Here is a 15,169-nt window from a genome sequence, read left to right on the forward strand (position 1 = left end):
CCGCGATGGGGCGCTACGTCGTCCGGCGGCTGCTCCAGATGATCCCGGTCTTCATCGGGGCCACGCTGCTGATCTTCCTCATGGTCAACGTGATGGGCGACCCCATCGCGGGACTGTGCGGCGAGCGGCAGTGCGACCCGGCGACGGCCGCCCGTCTCGAGCAGGAGTTCGGCCTCGACAAGCCGGTCTGGCAGCAATACCTGACGTACATGGGGAACCTCTTCACCGGCGACTTCGGCACGGCCTTCAACGGCCAGGACGTCACCGAGCTGATGGCGACGGCCTTCCCCGTCACCGTGCGGCTCACCCTGATCGCGATCCTCTTCGAGATCGTCATCGGCGTCACCCTCGGCGTGGTCACCGGACTGCGCCGGGGCCGGCCGGTGGACACCGGGGTGCTGCTGCTGACCCTCGTCGTGATCTCCGTGCCCACCTTCGTCACCGGTCTGCTGCTCCAGCTGCTGCTCGGCGTGAAGTGGGGCTGGATCCGGCCCTCGGTGTCCTCCGAGGCGCCCTTCGACGAGCTGATCCTGCCCGGCCTGGTGCTGGCGTCGGTGTCCCTCGCCTACGTCACCCGGCTGACCCGCACCTCCATCGCGGAGAACCGCCGCTCCGACTACGTCCGCACAGCGATCGCCAAGGGCCTGCCCCGGCGCCGGGTCGTCGTCCGGCACCTGCTGCGCAACTCCCTGATCCCCGTGGTGACGTTCATCGGCGCCGACATCGGCTTCCTGATGGGCGGGGCGATCGTCACCGAGCGGATCTTCAACATCCACGGCGTCGGCTACCAGCTCTACCAGGGCATCCTCCGGCAGAACACGCAGACGGTGGTCGGCTTCGTCACCGTGCTGGTGCTGGTCTTCCTCGTCGCCAACCTCGTCGTCGACCTCCTGTACGCCGTGCTCGACCCGAGGATCCGCTATGTCTGACCGTCACCACGAACCCCAGGCCGCCGTCGCGGGCACCAGCATGGGCGGCGCCATGGACCTGGGCGTCGACGAGGCCGAGACCCTGGAGAAGAAGCCGGGACCGGACGGCGCCGGCCCGGAGGACCGGCCGCGCTCGCTGTGGTCGGACGCCTGGCGGGACCTGCGCCGCAACCCGGTCTTCATCGTGTCCGCGCTGGTCATCCTGTTCCTGGTCTTCATCTCCCTGTGGCCGTCGGCGATCACCTCCGGCTCCCCTCTGAAGTGCGACCTGGCCAAGGCGCAGGAGGGCTCCCAGCCCGGCCACCCCTTCGGCTTCGACGGGCAGGGCTGCGACGTCTACACCCGCACCGTGTACGGGGCCCGCACCTCCGTCGCGGTCGGCGTGCTCGCCACCCTCGGGGTCGCCGTCCTCGGCAGCGTGCTGGGCGCGCTCGCCGGGTTCTTCGGCGGGACCTCCGACGCGGTCCTGTCCCGGATCACCGACGTCTTCTTCGCCATCCCGGTCGTCCTCGGCGGTCTGGTGCTGCTCTCCGTCATCACCAGCAACACCGTCTGGCCGGTCATCGGCTTCATCGTGCTGCTCGGCTGGCCGCAGATCTCCCGCATCGCCCGCGGCGCCGTCATCACCGCCAAACAGAACGACTACGTGCAGGCCGCGCGGGCGCTCGGCGCCTCCAACTCCCGGCTGCTGCTGCGGCACATCGCGCCCAACGCGGTCGCCCCGGTCATCGTCGTCGCGACCATCGCGCTGGGCACCTACATCGCACTGGAGGCGACCCTGTCGTACCTCGGGGTCGGGCTGAAGCCGCCCAGCGTCTCCTGGGGCATCGACATCTCCGCGGCCTCGCCCTACATCCGCAACGCCCCGCACGCGCTGCTGTGGCCCTCCGGGGCGCTGGCCGTCACGGTCCTGGCGTTCATCATGCTCGGCGACGCGGTGCGCGACGCCCTCGACCCGAAGCTGAGGTGAGCCGCGGTGCTGCTCGAAGTGCGCGACCTCCACGTGGAGTTCCGGACCCGGGACGGGGTGGCGAAGGCGGTCAACGGGGTCACCTACGGAGTGGACGAGGGGGAGACCCTGGCGGTGCTGGGCGAGTCCGGCTCCGGCAAGTCGGTGACCGCGCAGGCGGTCATGGGCATCCTCGACACCCCGCCGGGACGCGTCACCGGCGGCGAGGTGGTCTTCCAGGGGCGGGACCTGCTGACGCTCAAGGAGGAGGAGCGCCGGCGGATCCGGGGCGCCGAGATGGCGATGATCTTCCAGGACGCGCTGTCCGCCCTGAACCCGGTGCTCACCGTCGGCGACCAGCTCGCCGAGATGTTCACCGTGCACCGGGGCATGTCCCGCAAGGACGCGCGGGCCAAGGCGGTCGAGCTGATGGACCGGGTGCGCATCCCGGCCGCGCGGGAGCGGGTGAGGCAGTACCCGCACCAGTTCTCCGGCGGCATGCGCCAGCGCATCATGATCGCGATGGCGATCGCCCTGGAGCCGGCGCTGATCATCGCCGACGAGCCGACCACCGCCCTCGACGTCACCGTCCAGGCCCAGGTGATGGAGCTGCTCGCGGAGCTCCAGCGGGAGTACCGGATGGGGCTCATCCTCATCACCCACGACCTGGGGGTGGTCGCCGACGTCGCCGACCGCATCGCCGTGATGTACGCGGGGCGGATCGTGGAGTCGGCGCCGGTGCACGACATCTACAAGGCCCCGGCGCACCCGTACACCCGGGGCCTGCTGGACTCCATCCCGCGCCTGGACCAGAAGGGCCGGGAGCTGTACGCCATCAAGGGCCTGCCGCCCAATCTCACCCGCATCCCGCCGGGCTGCCCCTTCCACCCGCGCTGCCCGCTGGCCCGGGACGTGTGCACCACCGACGACCCGCCGCTGTACGAGGTCTCCGGCACACGCGGGAGCGCCTGCCACTTCTGGAGGGAGTGCCTGGATGGCTGAGCCGATCCTGGAGGTCAGCGGCCTGGTCAAGCACTATCCGCTGACCCGGGGCATCGTCCTCCGCAAACAGGTCGGGGCCGTGAAGGCGGTCGACGGCGTGGACTTCCGTCTGGACGCGGGCGAGACGCTGGGCATCGTGGGGGAGTCCGGCTGCGGCAAGTCGACGGTCGCCAAGACGCTGGTCAACCTGGAGCGGCCGACGGCCGGCGCCATCCGCTACAAGGGCGAGGACATCACCCGGCTGTCCGGCAAGGCGCTCAAGGCGGTGCGCCGCAACATCCAGATGGTCTTCCAGGACCCGTACACCTCGCTCAACCCGCGGATGACGGTGGGCGACATCGTCGGGGAGCCGTACGACATCCATCCCGAGGTGGCGCCGAAGGGGGACCGGCGGCGCCGGGTGCAGGAGCTGCTGGACGTGGTGGGCCTGAACCCGGAGTACATCAACCGCTATCCGCACCAGTTCTCCGGCGGCCAGCGGCAGCGCATCGGCATCGCGCGGGGGCTGGCGCTGCGCCCCGAGGTGATCGTCGCCGATGAGCCGGTGTCCGCGCTGGACGTGTCGGTGCAGGCGCAGGTCATCAATCTGATGGACCGGCTGCAGAGCGAGTTCGACCTGTCCTACGTCTTCATCGCGCACGACCTGTCGATCGTCCGGCACATCTCCGACCGGGTCGGCGTGATGTACCTCGGCCGCATCGTGGAGACCGGCACGGACGCCGAGATCTACGACCACCCCACGCACCCCTACACGCAGGCGCTGCTGTCCGCGGTGCCCGTGCCGGACCCCCGGGCGCGGGAGCACCGGGAGCGGATCGTGCTCACCGGGGACGTGCCGTCGCCGACGAACATCCCCTCCGGCTGCCGGTTCCGCACCCGCTGCTGGAAGGCGCGGGAGCGGTGCGCGGTGGAGGTGCCTCTGCTGGCGGTGCCGGAGTGGCTGGAGGGAGGACCCGCGGCCCACGCCTCGGCGTGCCACTTCGCGGAGGAGAAGCACGTGGTGCCGGCCGAGGACGGGCCGAAGTGATGCGGCCCTGAACGGGTACGGGCCGGGGTGACATGGCGCACCCCGGCCCGCTCACGGCACCCGCACGGCCGTACGCTGACCAGCTTTCCCTGTCCGTATATCGGTACCGCTTCGGGTGAGTTGCCCCGGTGTTAACGCGTGGCGGAGGTGTCCGGGAGGGACAGGGCGCGCTTGAGGAAGCCGAGCTGGAGGCGGAGCAGGTTCTCGGCGACCTCCTCCTGCGGCGTCATGTGCGTGACGCCGGACAGCGGCAGCACCTCGTGCGGACGGCCGGCCGCGAGCAGGGCGGAGGACAGCCGCAGGGAGTGGGCGACCACCACGTTGTCGTCCGCGAGGCCGTGGATGATCATCATGGGCCGGTGCTGCTCGGCCGCGTCGACCAGGCCCGCGTCGTCGATCAGCGAGTTGCGGCGGTAGACCTCCGGCTGCTCGTCCGGGTGCCCGAGGTAGCGCTCCTGGTAGTGGGTGTCGTACAGGCGCAGATCGGTGACCGGGGCGCCGACGACGGCCGCGTGGAACACGTCGGGGCGGCGCAGCGCGGCGAGGGCGGCCAGGTAGCCGCCGAAGGACCAGCCGCGGATCGCGACCCGGTCCAGGTCGAGCGGGAAGTCCCCGGCCAGCGCCTGGAGCGCGTCGACCTGGTCCTGGAGGACGACGGCCGCGATGTCGTCCTTGACGGACTTCTCCCAGGCGGGGGAGCGTCCCGGGGTGCCGCGTCCGTCGGCGACGATCACCGCGAAGCCCTGGTCGGCGAACCACTGGGAGGTCAGGTGCGGGTTGTGGGCGGCCGTGACCCGCTGGCCGTGCGGACCACCGTAGGGGTCCATGAGCACCGGCAGAGGGGTGTCACCGGCGTAGTCCCGAGGCATAAGCACGGCGCACGGGATGCGGCGTGCGCCCCCCTGTGTCAGCGTCACGCGGGGGGACAAACCAGGGTCTTCGGCGTACGAGGGGACAGTCGCCGTCTGTTTCCCGTCACGGAGCACCCGCACCCGTGAACCTGGCCGGTCCAGGGTCGCCGAGACCAGCACCGTGACCCCTCCGGAGCGCACCGCGGTGTGCACGCCGGGCTCCTCGGAGACGCGCTCCACGCCCAGCTCGTTCACCCGGTAGACATGCACCTCGCCGATCTCCGGAGCGGCCGCCTCCGCGCCCGCCGACGCCGCGACCAGCACGTCGTCGGCCGAGACGTCGAGGACCGCACGGATGTGCAACTGCGGTCCGGTGAGCGGCCGTTCACCCACGGCGAGGCGCCGGGCGCCCCCCTCGTCGGCGATCCGGACCAGCTGTCCTGAGGGGCTCCAGCAGGGCACACCGGGGAAAAGTTCCAGCCAATCCTGATCTTCGTCGGCGTGCACCATCCGGGTCGCCCCGGTGTCCGGGTCGACGGCCAGGATCAGCTGCGCCCGCTGGTCGCGCGCCTGTACGAGCAGCAGCGGGGCACCCGCCGCTGACCAGTGCACTCGCGCCAGATACGGGTAGCGAGCGCGGTCCCAGGAGACCTCCGTGCGCGCCCCCGCGAGGTCCACGACGAACAGCCGCACGTCCGCGTTCGGGGTGCCGGCCGCCGGGTAGCGGACGGGGTGCGGCTCACGGTCCGGGTGGGCCGGGTCGGAGATCCACCACCGCCGCACCGGCGTGTCGTCCACCCGCGCCACCAGCAGCCGGTCCGACTCCGGGGACCACCAGAAGCCGCGCGAACGGCTCATCTCCTCGGCCGCGACGAACTCCGCCAGACCGTAGGCGACGTCCTCCGCCTCGGGGGTGGTGAGCGCGCGGTCGTCCGCCCCTTCCGCCGAGACCACCCGCAGGGCGCCCTGCGCGACGTACGCGACATGCCGTCCGTCGGGGGACGGACGGGGGTCGATCACCGGTCCGGGCGTGGGCAGTTCGCGTGCCGTGCCGGCCCTCAGCTCGGCCGTGAAAAGCCGCCCTGACAAGGCGAAAGCCGCCAACTCCACCGCCGCGTCGGTGGCGTAGCCGACGATGCCCGCGCCTCCCTCGCGGCTGCGTTCGCGCCGCGCGCGCTCCTCGGCGGAGAGCCGCTCGGACGCGCCGCCCAGGAGGGCGCGCGGGTCGGCGGCCACGCGCTCCCCGCCCCCGTCCGTGTCGAGCACCCAGAGGGCGTTGGCCCGGTCCGTGCCGGAGCCGGAGCGGAGGAACACGACACGTGAGCCGTCGGGCGCCACGCTGAAGGAACGCGGCGCGCCGAGGGTGAAGCGGAGGGTGCGGGCGTGCCGCCGGGGGAAGGAGTCCGTCTCGGTCGTCATGCCCTGACCATATTGGCCATGCGCCCCCTTGTGCGGCCGTGCGCCGATCGATGCGCACGTACGGATAGTTATGATCGTTAGCACATAGTGGGTAGGAACCTGCTGCCTGCTGTGTGGACGTACTGCCCCCATTTTCCTGCCCCCCGCGCCCTGGGATCCTTGGAGGTGAGCCGCCGTGGCACTCTCGATTTCGGCGGTGGTGCTGCTGGCGATCGTCGTCTTCCTGCTGATCAAGAAGTCGGGTCTGAAGGCAGGGCACGCGATCGTGTGCATGCTGCTCGGCTTCTACCTGGCCTCGTCGACGATCGCGCCCACGATCAACGAAGTCACCACCAACATCGCGGGGATGATCGGCAGCCTCAACTTCTGAGCGCGGCCGTCGCCGGCCTCTCGCGTGTTACCCGTCGGTAAGCAATGATGGGCGGGCCAGCATCCACGCGCGCAGGGCGGAGCCGACGGTGACGACTTCCGAGGAACAGAGCCAGGGACGCGAGCAGGAGCGGACCAGGATCCACGTCTTCCGCGACGACGCCCTGGGCGACCTGGACGCCGTGGGCCTCGCCGCGGCGATCCGGCGGGGCGAGGTGAGCCCCGCCGAGGTCGCACGGGACGCGGCGGCCCGGGTCCGGGACGCCGACGCCCGGCTCGACGCCGTCCAGGTGCACCTCGACGTCCCGGCCCCTCAGGGGGACGGTGGCGGCGCGTTCGCCGGGGTGCCCACCCTCGTGAAGGACAACACCGACGTCGCGGGTCTGCCCACGGGCCACGGCAGCGCCGCCTTCGTGCCGCGTCCGGCCCGGCGGCACGCCGCGTTCACCCGCCAGCTGCTGAGCACGGGCGTCACGGTGCTCGGCAAGACACGGCTGCCCGAGTTCGGCTTCAGCCCCACCACCGAGTTCGAGGAAGGCCCGCCGGTCCGCAATCCGTGGAACACCGGTCATTCGGCGGGCGGTTCCTCCGGCGGCAGCGCGGCCCTGGTCGCCGCGGGCGCCGTGCCGGTCGCGCACGCCAACGACGGCGGCGGCTCCATCCGCATCCCGGCCGCGTGCTGCGGCCTCGTCGGCCTCAAGCCGACCCGGGGCCGGACCGTGCCGAACGCGCAGGGCCGCCAACTGCCCATCGACATCGTGGTGGACGGCCTCGTGAGCCGCACGGTGCGGGACAGCGCGGCCTTCCTCGCGGCGGCGGAGCTGCACCACCGCAACCCGAAGTTGCCCGCCCTCGGCCTCGTCGAGGGCCCCGCCGACCGCCGGCTGCGGATCGGGCTCCTCGTCGACTCCCCGAACGGCGCCCGCACCGACGACGCCACCCGCGCGGCCGTCACCGAAACGGCCCGGCGGCTGGAGCGGCTGGGCCACACGGTGACCCCGGTGGAGCTGGCCGTCGACCCGCGCTTCACCGAGGACTTCCTCACCTACTGGGGCCTGCTGTCGTTCCTCATCGGCGCCACGGGACGCACCATGGGCGCGGAGTTCGACCGCCACCGCATGGACGGCCTGAGCCGTGGCCTGCGCGCCACCTACGTCGCCAACTGGCGCCGCACGCCGGGTGTGCTGCGGCGGCTGAGGCGCACGCGGGAGGCGTACGCGGCGGCGTTCCGCGGCCTGGACGTCATCCTGTCCCCGGTGCTGGCCCACACCACCCCGCCGCTGGGCCACCTCAGCCCGTCCGTCCCGTACGCCACGCTGATCGAACGCATCCTCGCGTACGTGGCGTTCACCCCGGTCAACAACGTCGTCGGCACCCCGTCGATCTCCCTCCCGGCCGCGTCCACGACGGCGGACGGCCTCCCCGTCGGCGTGATGTTCTCCGGCCGCCCGGGCGCCGAACGCACCTTGCTGGAGCTGGCGTTCGAGCTGGAGGCGGACCAGCCGTTCCCGAGCCTCAAGGACGCCTGAGGAGTCCGCGGGCGCGGGACCTGTCCGCGCTTCCCTCAGACGACCGTGTAGTACGCCTGCCCGTACAGGGCCCACATGCACAGGACGCCGTTCTCCCGGCGGAGTTGCTCGACGGACTTCCCACCGTGGCGCCGGGTGACGCGAGCCCATACGTGGTTGTGCGAGACGGCGGGGGCGACCTTCCGCTCGTCCGTGTCCCAGAGCAGCGACTCGCTGATCCCGTCGGCGGAGAGACCGTCCGGCGGCGGGAACGAGCGGTGGATCTCCGCCATGGCGTCCTCGGGATCCCCGTCCACGGAGAAGATGATGAACGCGGACATCTCACACGCCATCGCCCCGCGCCTCGGTGGGTTGGAATCGAAGAGGCGGGCGCCGCGGATGTCGAGACACACGTCGTGGATCACGACGTCGAGCGGCCTCAGCCACGGCACGCCCGCTTCGATCTCCCGTACGCGGGCGAGCAACTTCCTCTCGGCCGCCTCCCGCTCCGCCCGCACCTCGGCGGAGACGGCGATCCGCCTCAGCTTCCACTTCGGCGGGAAGAGACGGGTGAGCCCCACGACCGTGAACACGAGCAGAAGCCCGGCCGTGTCCCCGGCCCAGCGCCGCAGCGACCTCACGCCGGACCGTCGGCGCCCGCGGAGGTGAGGAAGCCGGCCCACGCGGCCGGGGTGAAGGCGAGGCGGGGGCCGTCGGTGGTCTTGGAGTCGCGGACGTGGACGGTGGAGGGTTCCGTGGCGATCTCCACACAGGAGTCGCCCTCGCTGCCGCTGCTGTAACTGCTCTTGAACCACACGAGGTCGGAGTCAGTGCTTCGGATCATGTCTCCCCCAGCAGATCTTCGACGAAGGCGATGGACTCGCGCGGTGTCAGTGCCTGAGCGCGGATGATGCCGTAACGCAGCTCAAGGATACGGAGTTGCCGCAGGTCCGACACCGCTCGGCCGCCGGCCACGGCAGGTGAGCGTCCGACCGCCGTACCGTCCGCGAACTTCAACACCTCGATGCCGCCGTCGACTCCGGCGTGCTCCTGCCGGTCCATCGGCATCACCTGGAGCTCGACCGTGGGCAACCGCGCCACGGTCAGCAGGTGTTCCAGTTGTGCGCGCAGCACCTCCCTGCCACCCAGGGGGCGCCGGAGCGTCCACTCCTCCAGGATGAAGCCCAGCTCGGGCGCGGGGTCGCGGTCGAAGACCGAACGGCGGGCCACCCGCGCCGCGATGAACCGCTCCACCTCCTCGGCCGAGTAGGCCGGACGGCGCATGGACAGCAGGGCACGTGCGTACTCGGGCGTCTGGAGGAGCCCGTGGATGTGGAGCGGGTCGTAGAGATGAAGCTCGACCGCCCGCGCCTCCATCTGTGCGAGATCCCGCACCTTCTTCGGGTACCGGACCTTCCTCACGTCCTCCTTCATCGCGGCGACGAGGCCGCCCGCGCCCAGGACGTCGTCCGCCGTGTCCAGGTACTCGGGGCGCGGGATCCGCTTGCCGCTCTCGATCTTGTAGACGAGGTCCTCGCCGTACCCGACCGCCACCGCGAACTCCGGCACGCGCAGGCCCGCGGCCTCCCGCCGGAGCCTCAACTGCCGTCCCACGGTGGCCACCACGGCCAGCGCCCAGTCGTCGTCCGGGTCCACCTCCCAGCCCGGCTCGTCCGCCTGGTCCGTCACGGGCCCGACCCGTACCGCCTCACCGTTCACCGACATGGTGTGTGCCCCTCCGTGGTGCCGTTCCGTGGTCGCGGCTCCTGCGCGAGCGGTCCGGCCGACAGTCCGGACAGCCCCGGACACGCGGTGGACGGTCACTCTACGCAGCGCCTCGATCACTCATCACGGTACGGCCGTTCGGCCACGCTGAGTCACGTGAATCAGAAAATCGCTCTCCCGGGGATCCGCCCCGAAGGCCAGGTGCGCCACGTCAGCCTGCTGCTGTCGTCCACCCCGCGCGGTGCGCGTCTCGCCCGTCTGCTTGCCGTGGACACGCTCAGGAGCTGGGAGATCCCTCACGAGACGGCCGGCCAGGTCGTCGCCGAACTCGCCGCCAACGCGGCCACCCACGGCCGCGTCCCGGGCCGCAGCTTCCGGCTGACGCTCTACGTGGTCGGGGCGACGCTCCGTGTCGAGGTCACCGACACACGGGGCGATCGGCGCCCGGTGCTGCGCGAGCCGGACGGTGTCGCGGAGTGCGGCCGCGGGCTGCTGCTGGTGGACGTGCTCGCCGACCGCTGGGGAGTTGCCGAGGGCCGGCATCCGCGCAAGACGGTGTGGGCGGAGATCGACCTCACGCCGCCACCGGAACCCGACTCCTCGCACTCCGGTGACGCCGGCGGCTGAAAGGAACCAAGAACTCGGGGAGAAAGCACCCTCCAAGCCCCACCCCTCCCGGCCCGCACCCCGCAAGGCCGGACGGGGCCGCCGGTCGCGCCCCGCGCCGCATAGGGTGGAGCCCATGACGGAACTGCCCGCTCGGCGTCTGATGCTGGTGCACGCGCACCCGGACGACGAGTCGATCAACAACGGCGCGACCATGGCGCGTTACGCGGCCGAGGGCACCCATGTGACGCTGGTCACCTGCACCCTCGGTGAGCGCGGCGAGGTCATCCCGCCCGAGCTGCGGCACCTCGGCGGCGCCGCTCTCGGCGGACACCGGCTGGGCGAGCTGCGGGAGGCCATGGCGGCGCTCGGCGTCACGGACTTCCGGCTGCTCGGCGGGGCCGGGCGGTACAGCGACTCCGGGATGATGGGGCTGCCCGACAACGACGACCCCGGCTGCTTCTGGCAGGCCGACGTAGACCAGGCCGCCGGGCTGCTCGCCGAGGTGATCCTCGAGGTCCGCCCGCAGGTGCTGGTCACTTACGACGACAACGGCGGCTACGGGCACCCCGACCACATCCAGGCCCACCGCGTCGCCATGCGCGGCGTCGAGCTGGCCGCCGAGCGCGGCTGGGACGTGCCCAAGGTCTACTGGAACCGCGTGCCGCGCTCCGTGGCCGAGGAGGCGTTCGCCCGGCTGGAGCGCGACCTGCCCGACCTGCCCTTCGACAAGTCCGCCTCGGTGGGGGACGTCCCCGGCGTGGTCGACGACGAGCGGATCACCACCGCCGTCGACGGCACCGCGTACGCCGGCGCGAAGGCCGCCGCGATGCGCGCCCACGTCACCCAGATCACCGTCGCCGACCAGCCGTACTTCGTGCTGTCCAACGAGCTCGCGCAGCCGCTGTTCACCACCGAGTACTACGAGCTGGTGCGCGGCGGACGCCCTGCCGGCCGGGAGGACGACCTCTTCGCGGGCGTCGGCGCGGGAGAGGCGTCGTGAGCGGCGACCGCGCGCCCCTGATGGCGCAGCCGCTGCGCTCGCCGTCCCCGGGGCGCGCCGCCGCCCTGCTCGGACTGCTGGTGCTCGGCGCCCTGGTCGGCGCCGCCGGGGCGCTGGTCCAGCCCGCGTGGTTCCCCGGCGGGCTGCTGCTCGCCCTGGCCGGCGAGGCCGGAACCGTGCTCGGGGCGGCGCGGCTGACCCGAAGCCGGTCCGGCGGGATCGCCGTCGCCGCCGGCTGGACGATCACCGTCGTCCTGCTCACGGTCAGCCGTCCGGAGGGCGACTTCCTGTTCGCCGCGGGAAGTGGCTCCTATCTCTTCCTGCTCGGCGGCATCGCCGTGGCTGTGATCTGCGCCACCTTCGGACCCGGGAAGCAACCGGACGGGGATCCCGCCCGACTTCGCAAGTGACGTACCACTTCGCCGTGCCAAGGGCGTGATGGTCCGGTGTGGGTTTCCCCGGCGGTACTGGGATACGGGCCGGATCTGGCCAGTAAGGTGGTGCGCGCCGCCGAGCCTCCCTCGAACCCTCGGCCTCGCCCGAGCTGGGAGGACCCCCACCGTGAGGTCGTGACGGGCGGCGGAGCCAACCGGGAGAACCTGCCTTGAGTCGTGAAACTGACACTCCGTCCTCCGGGCCCAACGGGCGCGGCGGAGCCGCCTACCCGTCGGGCACCCCGCCCTACGGGATCCCGGCGATTCCGGACGAGGGCACGGACGCGGGCCGTTCGGCCGCGCGGCCGGAGGAACGCAAGACCGAGACCACGCTGACGACCCGGATCCGGATCAACATCCCCGGGTCGCGCCCGATTCCGCCGGTCGTCGTGCGCAAGCCCGTCACGGACGCGGAGAGCAAGAAGGCGGCCGCCGACACCGAGGCAGCCGCCGGGCCCGCTCCCGCCGCACCCGCCGCCGACCCGGTCGAGCCGCCCGCGCGGCCCGAGACGGCCGACAGGCCCGCCGCCGGGGACAAGCCCGCGAGCGACTGGTTCGCGCCCCGCAAGTCCGCGCCGGCCAAGCCCGGTCAGGCCGGCGGCGCGGCCAACGGCGCGCCCGCGCCCGGCACTTCCGGCGCGCCGTCCGGCGCCGCTCCCGGTGCGCCCTCCGGTGCGCCGTCGGGCGGCCCGTCGGGCGCCGCGCCCAAGGCGCCGGGCGTCCCGTCCGCCCCGAACGGCGCCCGACCCGGCGCCGGACGGCCCGGTGGCGTGGTCGGCTCCATGGGCGGGCCGGGCGGACCCCGCCCCGGCGGCCCGAAGGCGCCCGGACCCACCGGCGCGACCGGTGCGACCGGCGGGCCCGTGGCTCCCGGGCACGGCGGCGGCACCGGCTCCTTCGACGTGACCGAGGCGCTGGCCGGCGCTCCCGGCGGCAACCGCGCCGACCGCGGCGGCGAACCCCGCCGCGACGACCTGCCGTACTTCGCCGACGACGCCGAGGGCGGCCCGCAGCGCGGCCCCGGCGGCCCCGGCGCCCGCCCGGGGGCCCCTGTGCCCGGACCCGGGCGACCGGGCGGCCCCCAGGCCCCCTCAGGGCCCACCGGCGGCCCGGTCACCGGCGACGGCCCGATGACCCCGCCGGGAGGCGGCGCGCCCTTCACGGAGGAACGCACCGGCTCGCACGCGGTCCCCGGCGGCGGACTGAGCGACGACACCGCGATCCTCACCCCGCAGAAGCCGGCCGTGCCCGGCGACCCCGGCTTCCCGCGCCACGACAACGTCTCCGGGCACACCGTGACCAGCGGCATCCCGGTGATCCCGCCGAGCGCCTCCTTCGACGCGCCCGGCATGGGCCCGAACGCCCCCGGCCCGCACACCCCGCCCAAGCTGCCCGAGCCGGTGAGCCCGCCCCCGGCGAGCTCCGCCAAGGCGCCGAAGAAGAAGGGCCGCAGCAAGCTGGTCCTCCTCGCCACCGGCGTCGTCCTCGTCGCCGGTGTCGCCTACGGCGCGGGCCTGCTGATGAACCGTTCCGACGTGCCCAAGGGCACCACGGTGCTCGGCATCGAGATCGGCGGCGGCACCCGCGACGAGGCCGTGAAGAAGCTCGACGGCGCGCTCGACGGGCGGCTCGACAAGCCGCTCAAGCTGTCCGTGGACGGCAAGACCTTCGAACTCCAGCCGGACAACGCCGGTCTCCAGGTCGACATCGACGCCACCGTCGGTAAGGCCGCCACCAGCGACTACAACCCGGTCAACGTGATCGGCTCGCTGTTCGGCCAGTCGCGGGTCGTGGAGCCGGAGATCCCGGTCGACCAGGAGAAGCTCCAGGCCGCCCTGGAGGACGCCGCCGGAGGCGCCGGCACGGTCAAGGAGGGCTCGATCACGTTCGAGTCCGGCAAGGCCGTCCCGGTGTACCCGCAGGCGGGCAAGGGCGTCGACGTCGCCAAGGCGGCCGACGTGGTCGCCGCCGCGTACCGCACGCAGGTGGAGACCGGCACCGCCGCCGCGGTGAACGTCCCGACGACGACCCAGCAGCCGAAGGTCACCAAGGCCGAGGTCGACCGGATGATGAAGGAGTTCGCCGAGCCCGCCATGTCCGACCGGGTCACCGTGCAGACCGACCCGGCGCACTCGGTGCCGATGAGCCCCGAGAAGTCGCTGTGGAAGTTCCTGCGCGTCGAGGCGGTCAACGGCAAGCTCGTCGAGAAGCCCGACCTGAAGGCCCTGGAGGACCTGTACGGCCAGGCCTTCGACGACGTTCTCATCACCCGGGGCAACGGCGAGAAGACCCCCGTCACCCCGCAGGACGTCTACGGCGCCCTCCGCCAGGCGCTGGTCAGCAAGACCGACCGTACGGCCGTCATCGAGACGAACGCGAGCTGATCCCGGCCGACGACGACGGCGGCGCCGCGCGGAACCCTCCGTGCGGCGCCGCCCTCGCATCCTCCGCGCTGCTCGCCGGGCGTCTCAGTTGAGCAGGGCGCGCGCGGCCAGCGCCTCCCCGCGGATGCGGTCCGCGGCCGCCTGGTCGACCGCCGCGACGACGTCCGCGTACGCGTCCAGTTCGGCCGCGCCCGCCGTGAACTCGCCGCGCTGCACGAGGAGCTGGGCGCGCTCGTAGCGCAGGCGGGCCGGGCGGGACGGGAGGAGCAGGGCGACGTCCAGCGCCCACAGGCCGACGTCGGTGCGCTCGGGCCGGGTCGCCGCCCAGGCACGGATGTTGTTCAGGATGCGCGCGACCACCTCCAGCGTCCCCGCCGGGGCCAGCATGGACGGCTCCAGCGGGCCTCCGGTGGCCCCGGCGACCAGCAGCTCGGCGTCCGGTCCCGTCAGCACCCGGCCCCCGTCGAACGGGTCGGCCAGCACCTGCCCGGCGCCCGCCCCGCCCGGGTCGCCGAAGCCCACGACGAAGTGCCCGGGCAGCGCCACGCCGTACACCGGCGCGCCCGCCCGCCGGGCCACCTCGATCCACACCACCGACAGCAGGATCGGCAGCCCGCGCCGACGCCGCAGCACCTCGTGCAGCAGCGAGGACTCCAGCCGCCGGTAGTCGTGCGGCAGGCCGTGGAAGCCGTACCGCTCGCCCAGCAGGTCCCGCAGCGCCACCGCCCAGGCGTGCGGCGAGCCCGGCCGGTGCGGCAGCTCGCCCGCCAGCCGGTCCAGTTCGATCTCCACCGCGTCCATGCCCGCCTCGTCCAGCGTGCCGTCGCCCTCCGCGGCCACCAGCAGACACAGCGCGGACAGGCCGGGCCGCTCGCAGCGGGCCTCCTCGGCGAACCGCTCGCGCAGTTCGGCGGAGCGCCCGGGCGGCGGGGGACAGGGGGAGCGCATACCCGGTTCGTGCCC

The 15,169-nt window shown here is 72.9% G+C and carries 15 protein-coding genes; 10 read left to right on the forward strand and 5 right to left on the reverse strand.

What is annotated here, in order from left to right; genetic code table 11:
• Positions 1–5 precede the first annotated feature (5 nt).
• Genes ACP7TJ_RS21630 through ACP7TJ_RS21645 form a run of 4 tightly spaced genes read left to right on the forward strand, consistent with a single transcriptional unit; the run spans position 6 to position 3,907 of the window.
• Positions 6–929 (forward strand): ABC transporter permease, encoded by a 924-nt coding sequence (locus ACP7TJ_RS21630; protein ID WP_093766884.1) that lies wholly within the window; start codon positions 6–8, stop codon positions 927–929.
• On the forward strand, positions 922–1,899 hold the full coding sequence (locus tag ACP7TJ_RS21635) for an ABC transporter permease (RefSeq protein ID WP_093766885.1): 978 nt from the start codon (positions 922–924) through the stop codon (positions 1,897–1,899). The genes ACP7TJ_RS21630 and ACP7TJ_RS21635 overlap by 8 nt, the downstream gene beginning before the upstream one ends.
• 6 nt (positions 1,900–1,905) lie before the next feature.
• Entirely contained in the window at positions 1,906–2,880 is a 975-nt protein-coding gene (locus ACP7TJ_RS21640; RefSeq protein ID WP_189912577.1) for an ABC transporter ATP-binding protein, read from the forward strand.
• Positions 2,873–3,907, forward strand: coding sequence for an ABC transporter ATP-binding protein (locus ACP7TJ_RS21645; protein WP_167740897.1), 1,035 nt, complete (start codon positions 2,873–2,875; stop codon positions 3,905–3,907). Before ACP7TJ_RS21640 ends, ACP7TJ_RS21645 begins: the two co-directional genes overlap by 8 nt.
• A gap of 131 nt (positions 3,908–4,038) precedes the next feature.
• Here the strand turns inward: ACP7TJ_RS21645 and ACP7TJ_RS21650 are convergent, their stop codons facing one another.
• Entirely contained in the window at positions 4,039–6,177 is a 2,139-nt protein-coding gene (locus ACP7TJ_RS21650; RefSeq protein ID WP_427764721.1) for a prolyl oligopeptidase family serine peptidase, read from the reverse strand.
• Positions 6,178–6,352: 175 nt separating this feature from the next.
• On the opposite strand from ACP7TJ_RS21650, the gene ACP7TJ_RS21655 reads away from it, so the two are divergent.
• Both ACP7TJ_RS21655 and ACP7TJ_RS21660 read left to right on the forward strand, forming a co-directional pair.
• A complete protein-coding gene (locus ACP7TJ_RS21655) occupies positions 6,353–6,547 on the forward strand; it encodes a hypothetical protein (protein WP_093766889.1) in 195 nt (64 codons plus the stop codon).
• Between the two features lie 88 nt (positions 6,548–6,635).
• Complete coding sequence (locus ACP7TJ_RS21660) at positions 6,636–8,075, forward strand: amidase (protein WP_427764726.1); 1,440 nt, start codon at positions 6,636–6,638, stop codon at positions 8,073–8,075.
• 35 nt (positions 8,076–8,110) lie between these two features.
• Here ACP7TJ_RS21660 and ACP7TJ_RS21665 read toward each other — a convergent pair whose 3' ends face one another.
• Genes ACP7TJ_RS21665 through ACP7TJ_RS21675 form a run of 3 tightly spaced genes read right to left on the reverse strand, consistent with a single transcriptional unit; the run spans position 8,111 to position 9,779 of the window.
• Positions 8,111–8,695 carry a hypothetical protein gene (locus tag ACP7TJ_RS21665; RefSeq protein WP_427764729.1) on the reverse strand — a complete coding sequence of 195 codons (585 nt, stop codon included), beginning with the start codon at positions 8,693–8,695 and terminating at the stop codon, positions 8,111–8,113.
• Positions 8,692–8,898, reverse strand: coding sequence for a DUF397 domain-containing protein (locus tag ACP7TJ_RS21670; RefSeq protein WP_093766892.1), 207 nt, complete (start codon positions 8,896–8,898; stop codon positions 8,692–8,694). Before ACP7TJ_RS21670 ends, ACP7TJ_RS21665 begins: the two co-directional genes overlap by 4 nt.
• Positions 8,895–9,779 carry a helix-turn-helix domain-containing protein gene (locus ACP7TJ_RS21675; protein ID WP_167740894.1) on the reverse strand — a complete coding sequence of 295 codons (885 nt, stop codon included), beginning with the start codon at positions 9,777–9,779 and terminating at the stop codon, positions 8,895–8,897. Before ACP7TJ_RS21675 ends, ACP7TJ_RS21670 begins: the two co-directional genes overlap by 4 nt.
• 156 nt (positions 9,780–9,935) lie before the next feature.
• Here ACP7TJ_RS21675 and ACP7TJ_RS21680 point away from each other — a divergent pair, with 156 nt between their 5' ends.
• The 4 genes from ACP7TJ_RS21680 (at position 9,936) to ACP7TJ_RS21695 (ending at position 14,206) form a co-directional block, all read left to right on the forward strand.
• Complete coding sequence (locus ACP7TJ_RS21680; RefSeq protein ID WP_427764733.1) at positions 9,936–10,406, forward strand: ATP-binding protein; 471 nt, start codon at positions 9,936–9,938, stop codon at positions 10,404–10,406.
• 115 nt (positions 10,407–10,521) lie between these two features.
• The gene (gene mshB, locus ACP7TJ_RS21685) at positions 10,522–11,388 is read left to right on the forward strand and encodes an N-acetyl-1-D-myo-inositol-2-amino-2-deoxy-alpha-D-glucopyranoside deacetylase (protein WP_367453680.1); all 867 of its coding nucleotides are present in this window, start codon (positions 10,522–10,524) and stop codon (positions 11,386–11,388) included.
• Between the two features lie 20 nt (positions 11,389–11,408).
• Complete coding sequence (locus tag ACP7TJ_RS21690; protein ID WP_427767435.1) at positions 11,409–11,798, forward strand: DUF6113 family protein; 390 nt, start codon at positions 11,409–11,411, stop codon at positions 11,796–11,798.
• 194 nt (positions 11,799–11,992) lie between these two features.
• A complete protein-coding gene (locus ACP7TJ_RS21695) occupies positions 11,993–14,206 on the forward strand; it encodes a hypothetical protein (RefSeq protein WP_427764738.1) in 2,214 nt (737 codons plus the stop codon).
• 84 nt (positions 14,207–14,290) lie between these two features.
• Here the strand turns inward: ACP7TJ_RS21695 and ACP7TJ_RS21700 are convergent, their stop codons facing one another.
• Positions 14,291–15,154 carry a transglutaminase-like domain-containing protein gene (locus ACP7TJ_RS21700; RefSeq protein WP_401543851.1) on the reverse strand — a complete coding sequence of 288 codons (864 nt, stop codon included), beginning with the start codon at positions 15,152–15,154 and terminating at the stop codon, positions 14,291–14,293.
• Positions 15,155–15,169: the final 15 nt, after the last annotated feature.

This window comes from Streptomyces sp. DSM 41931 (genome assembly GCF_050271085.1).
GTDB lineage: Bacteria > Actinomycetota > Actinomycetes > Streptomycetales > Streptomycetaceae > Streptomyces > Streptomyces albogriseolus.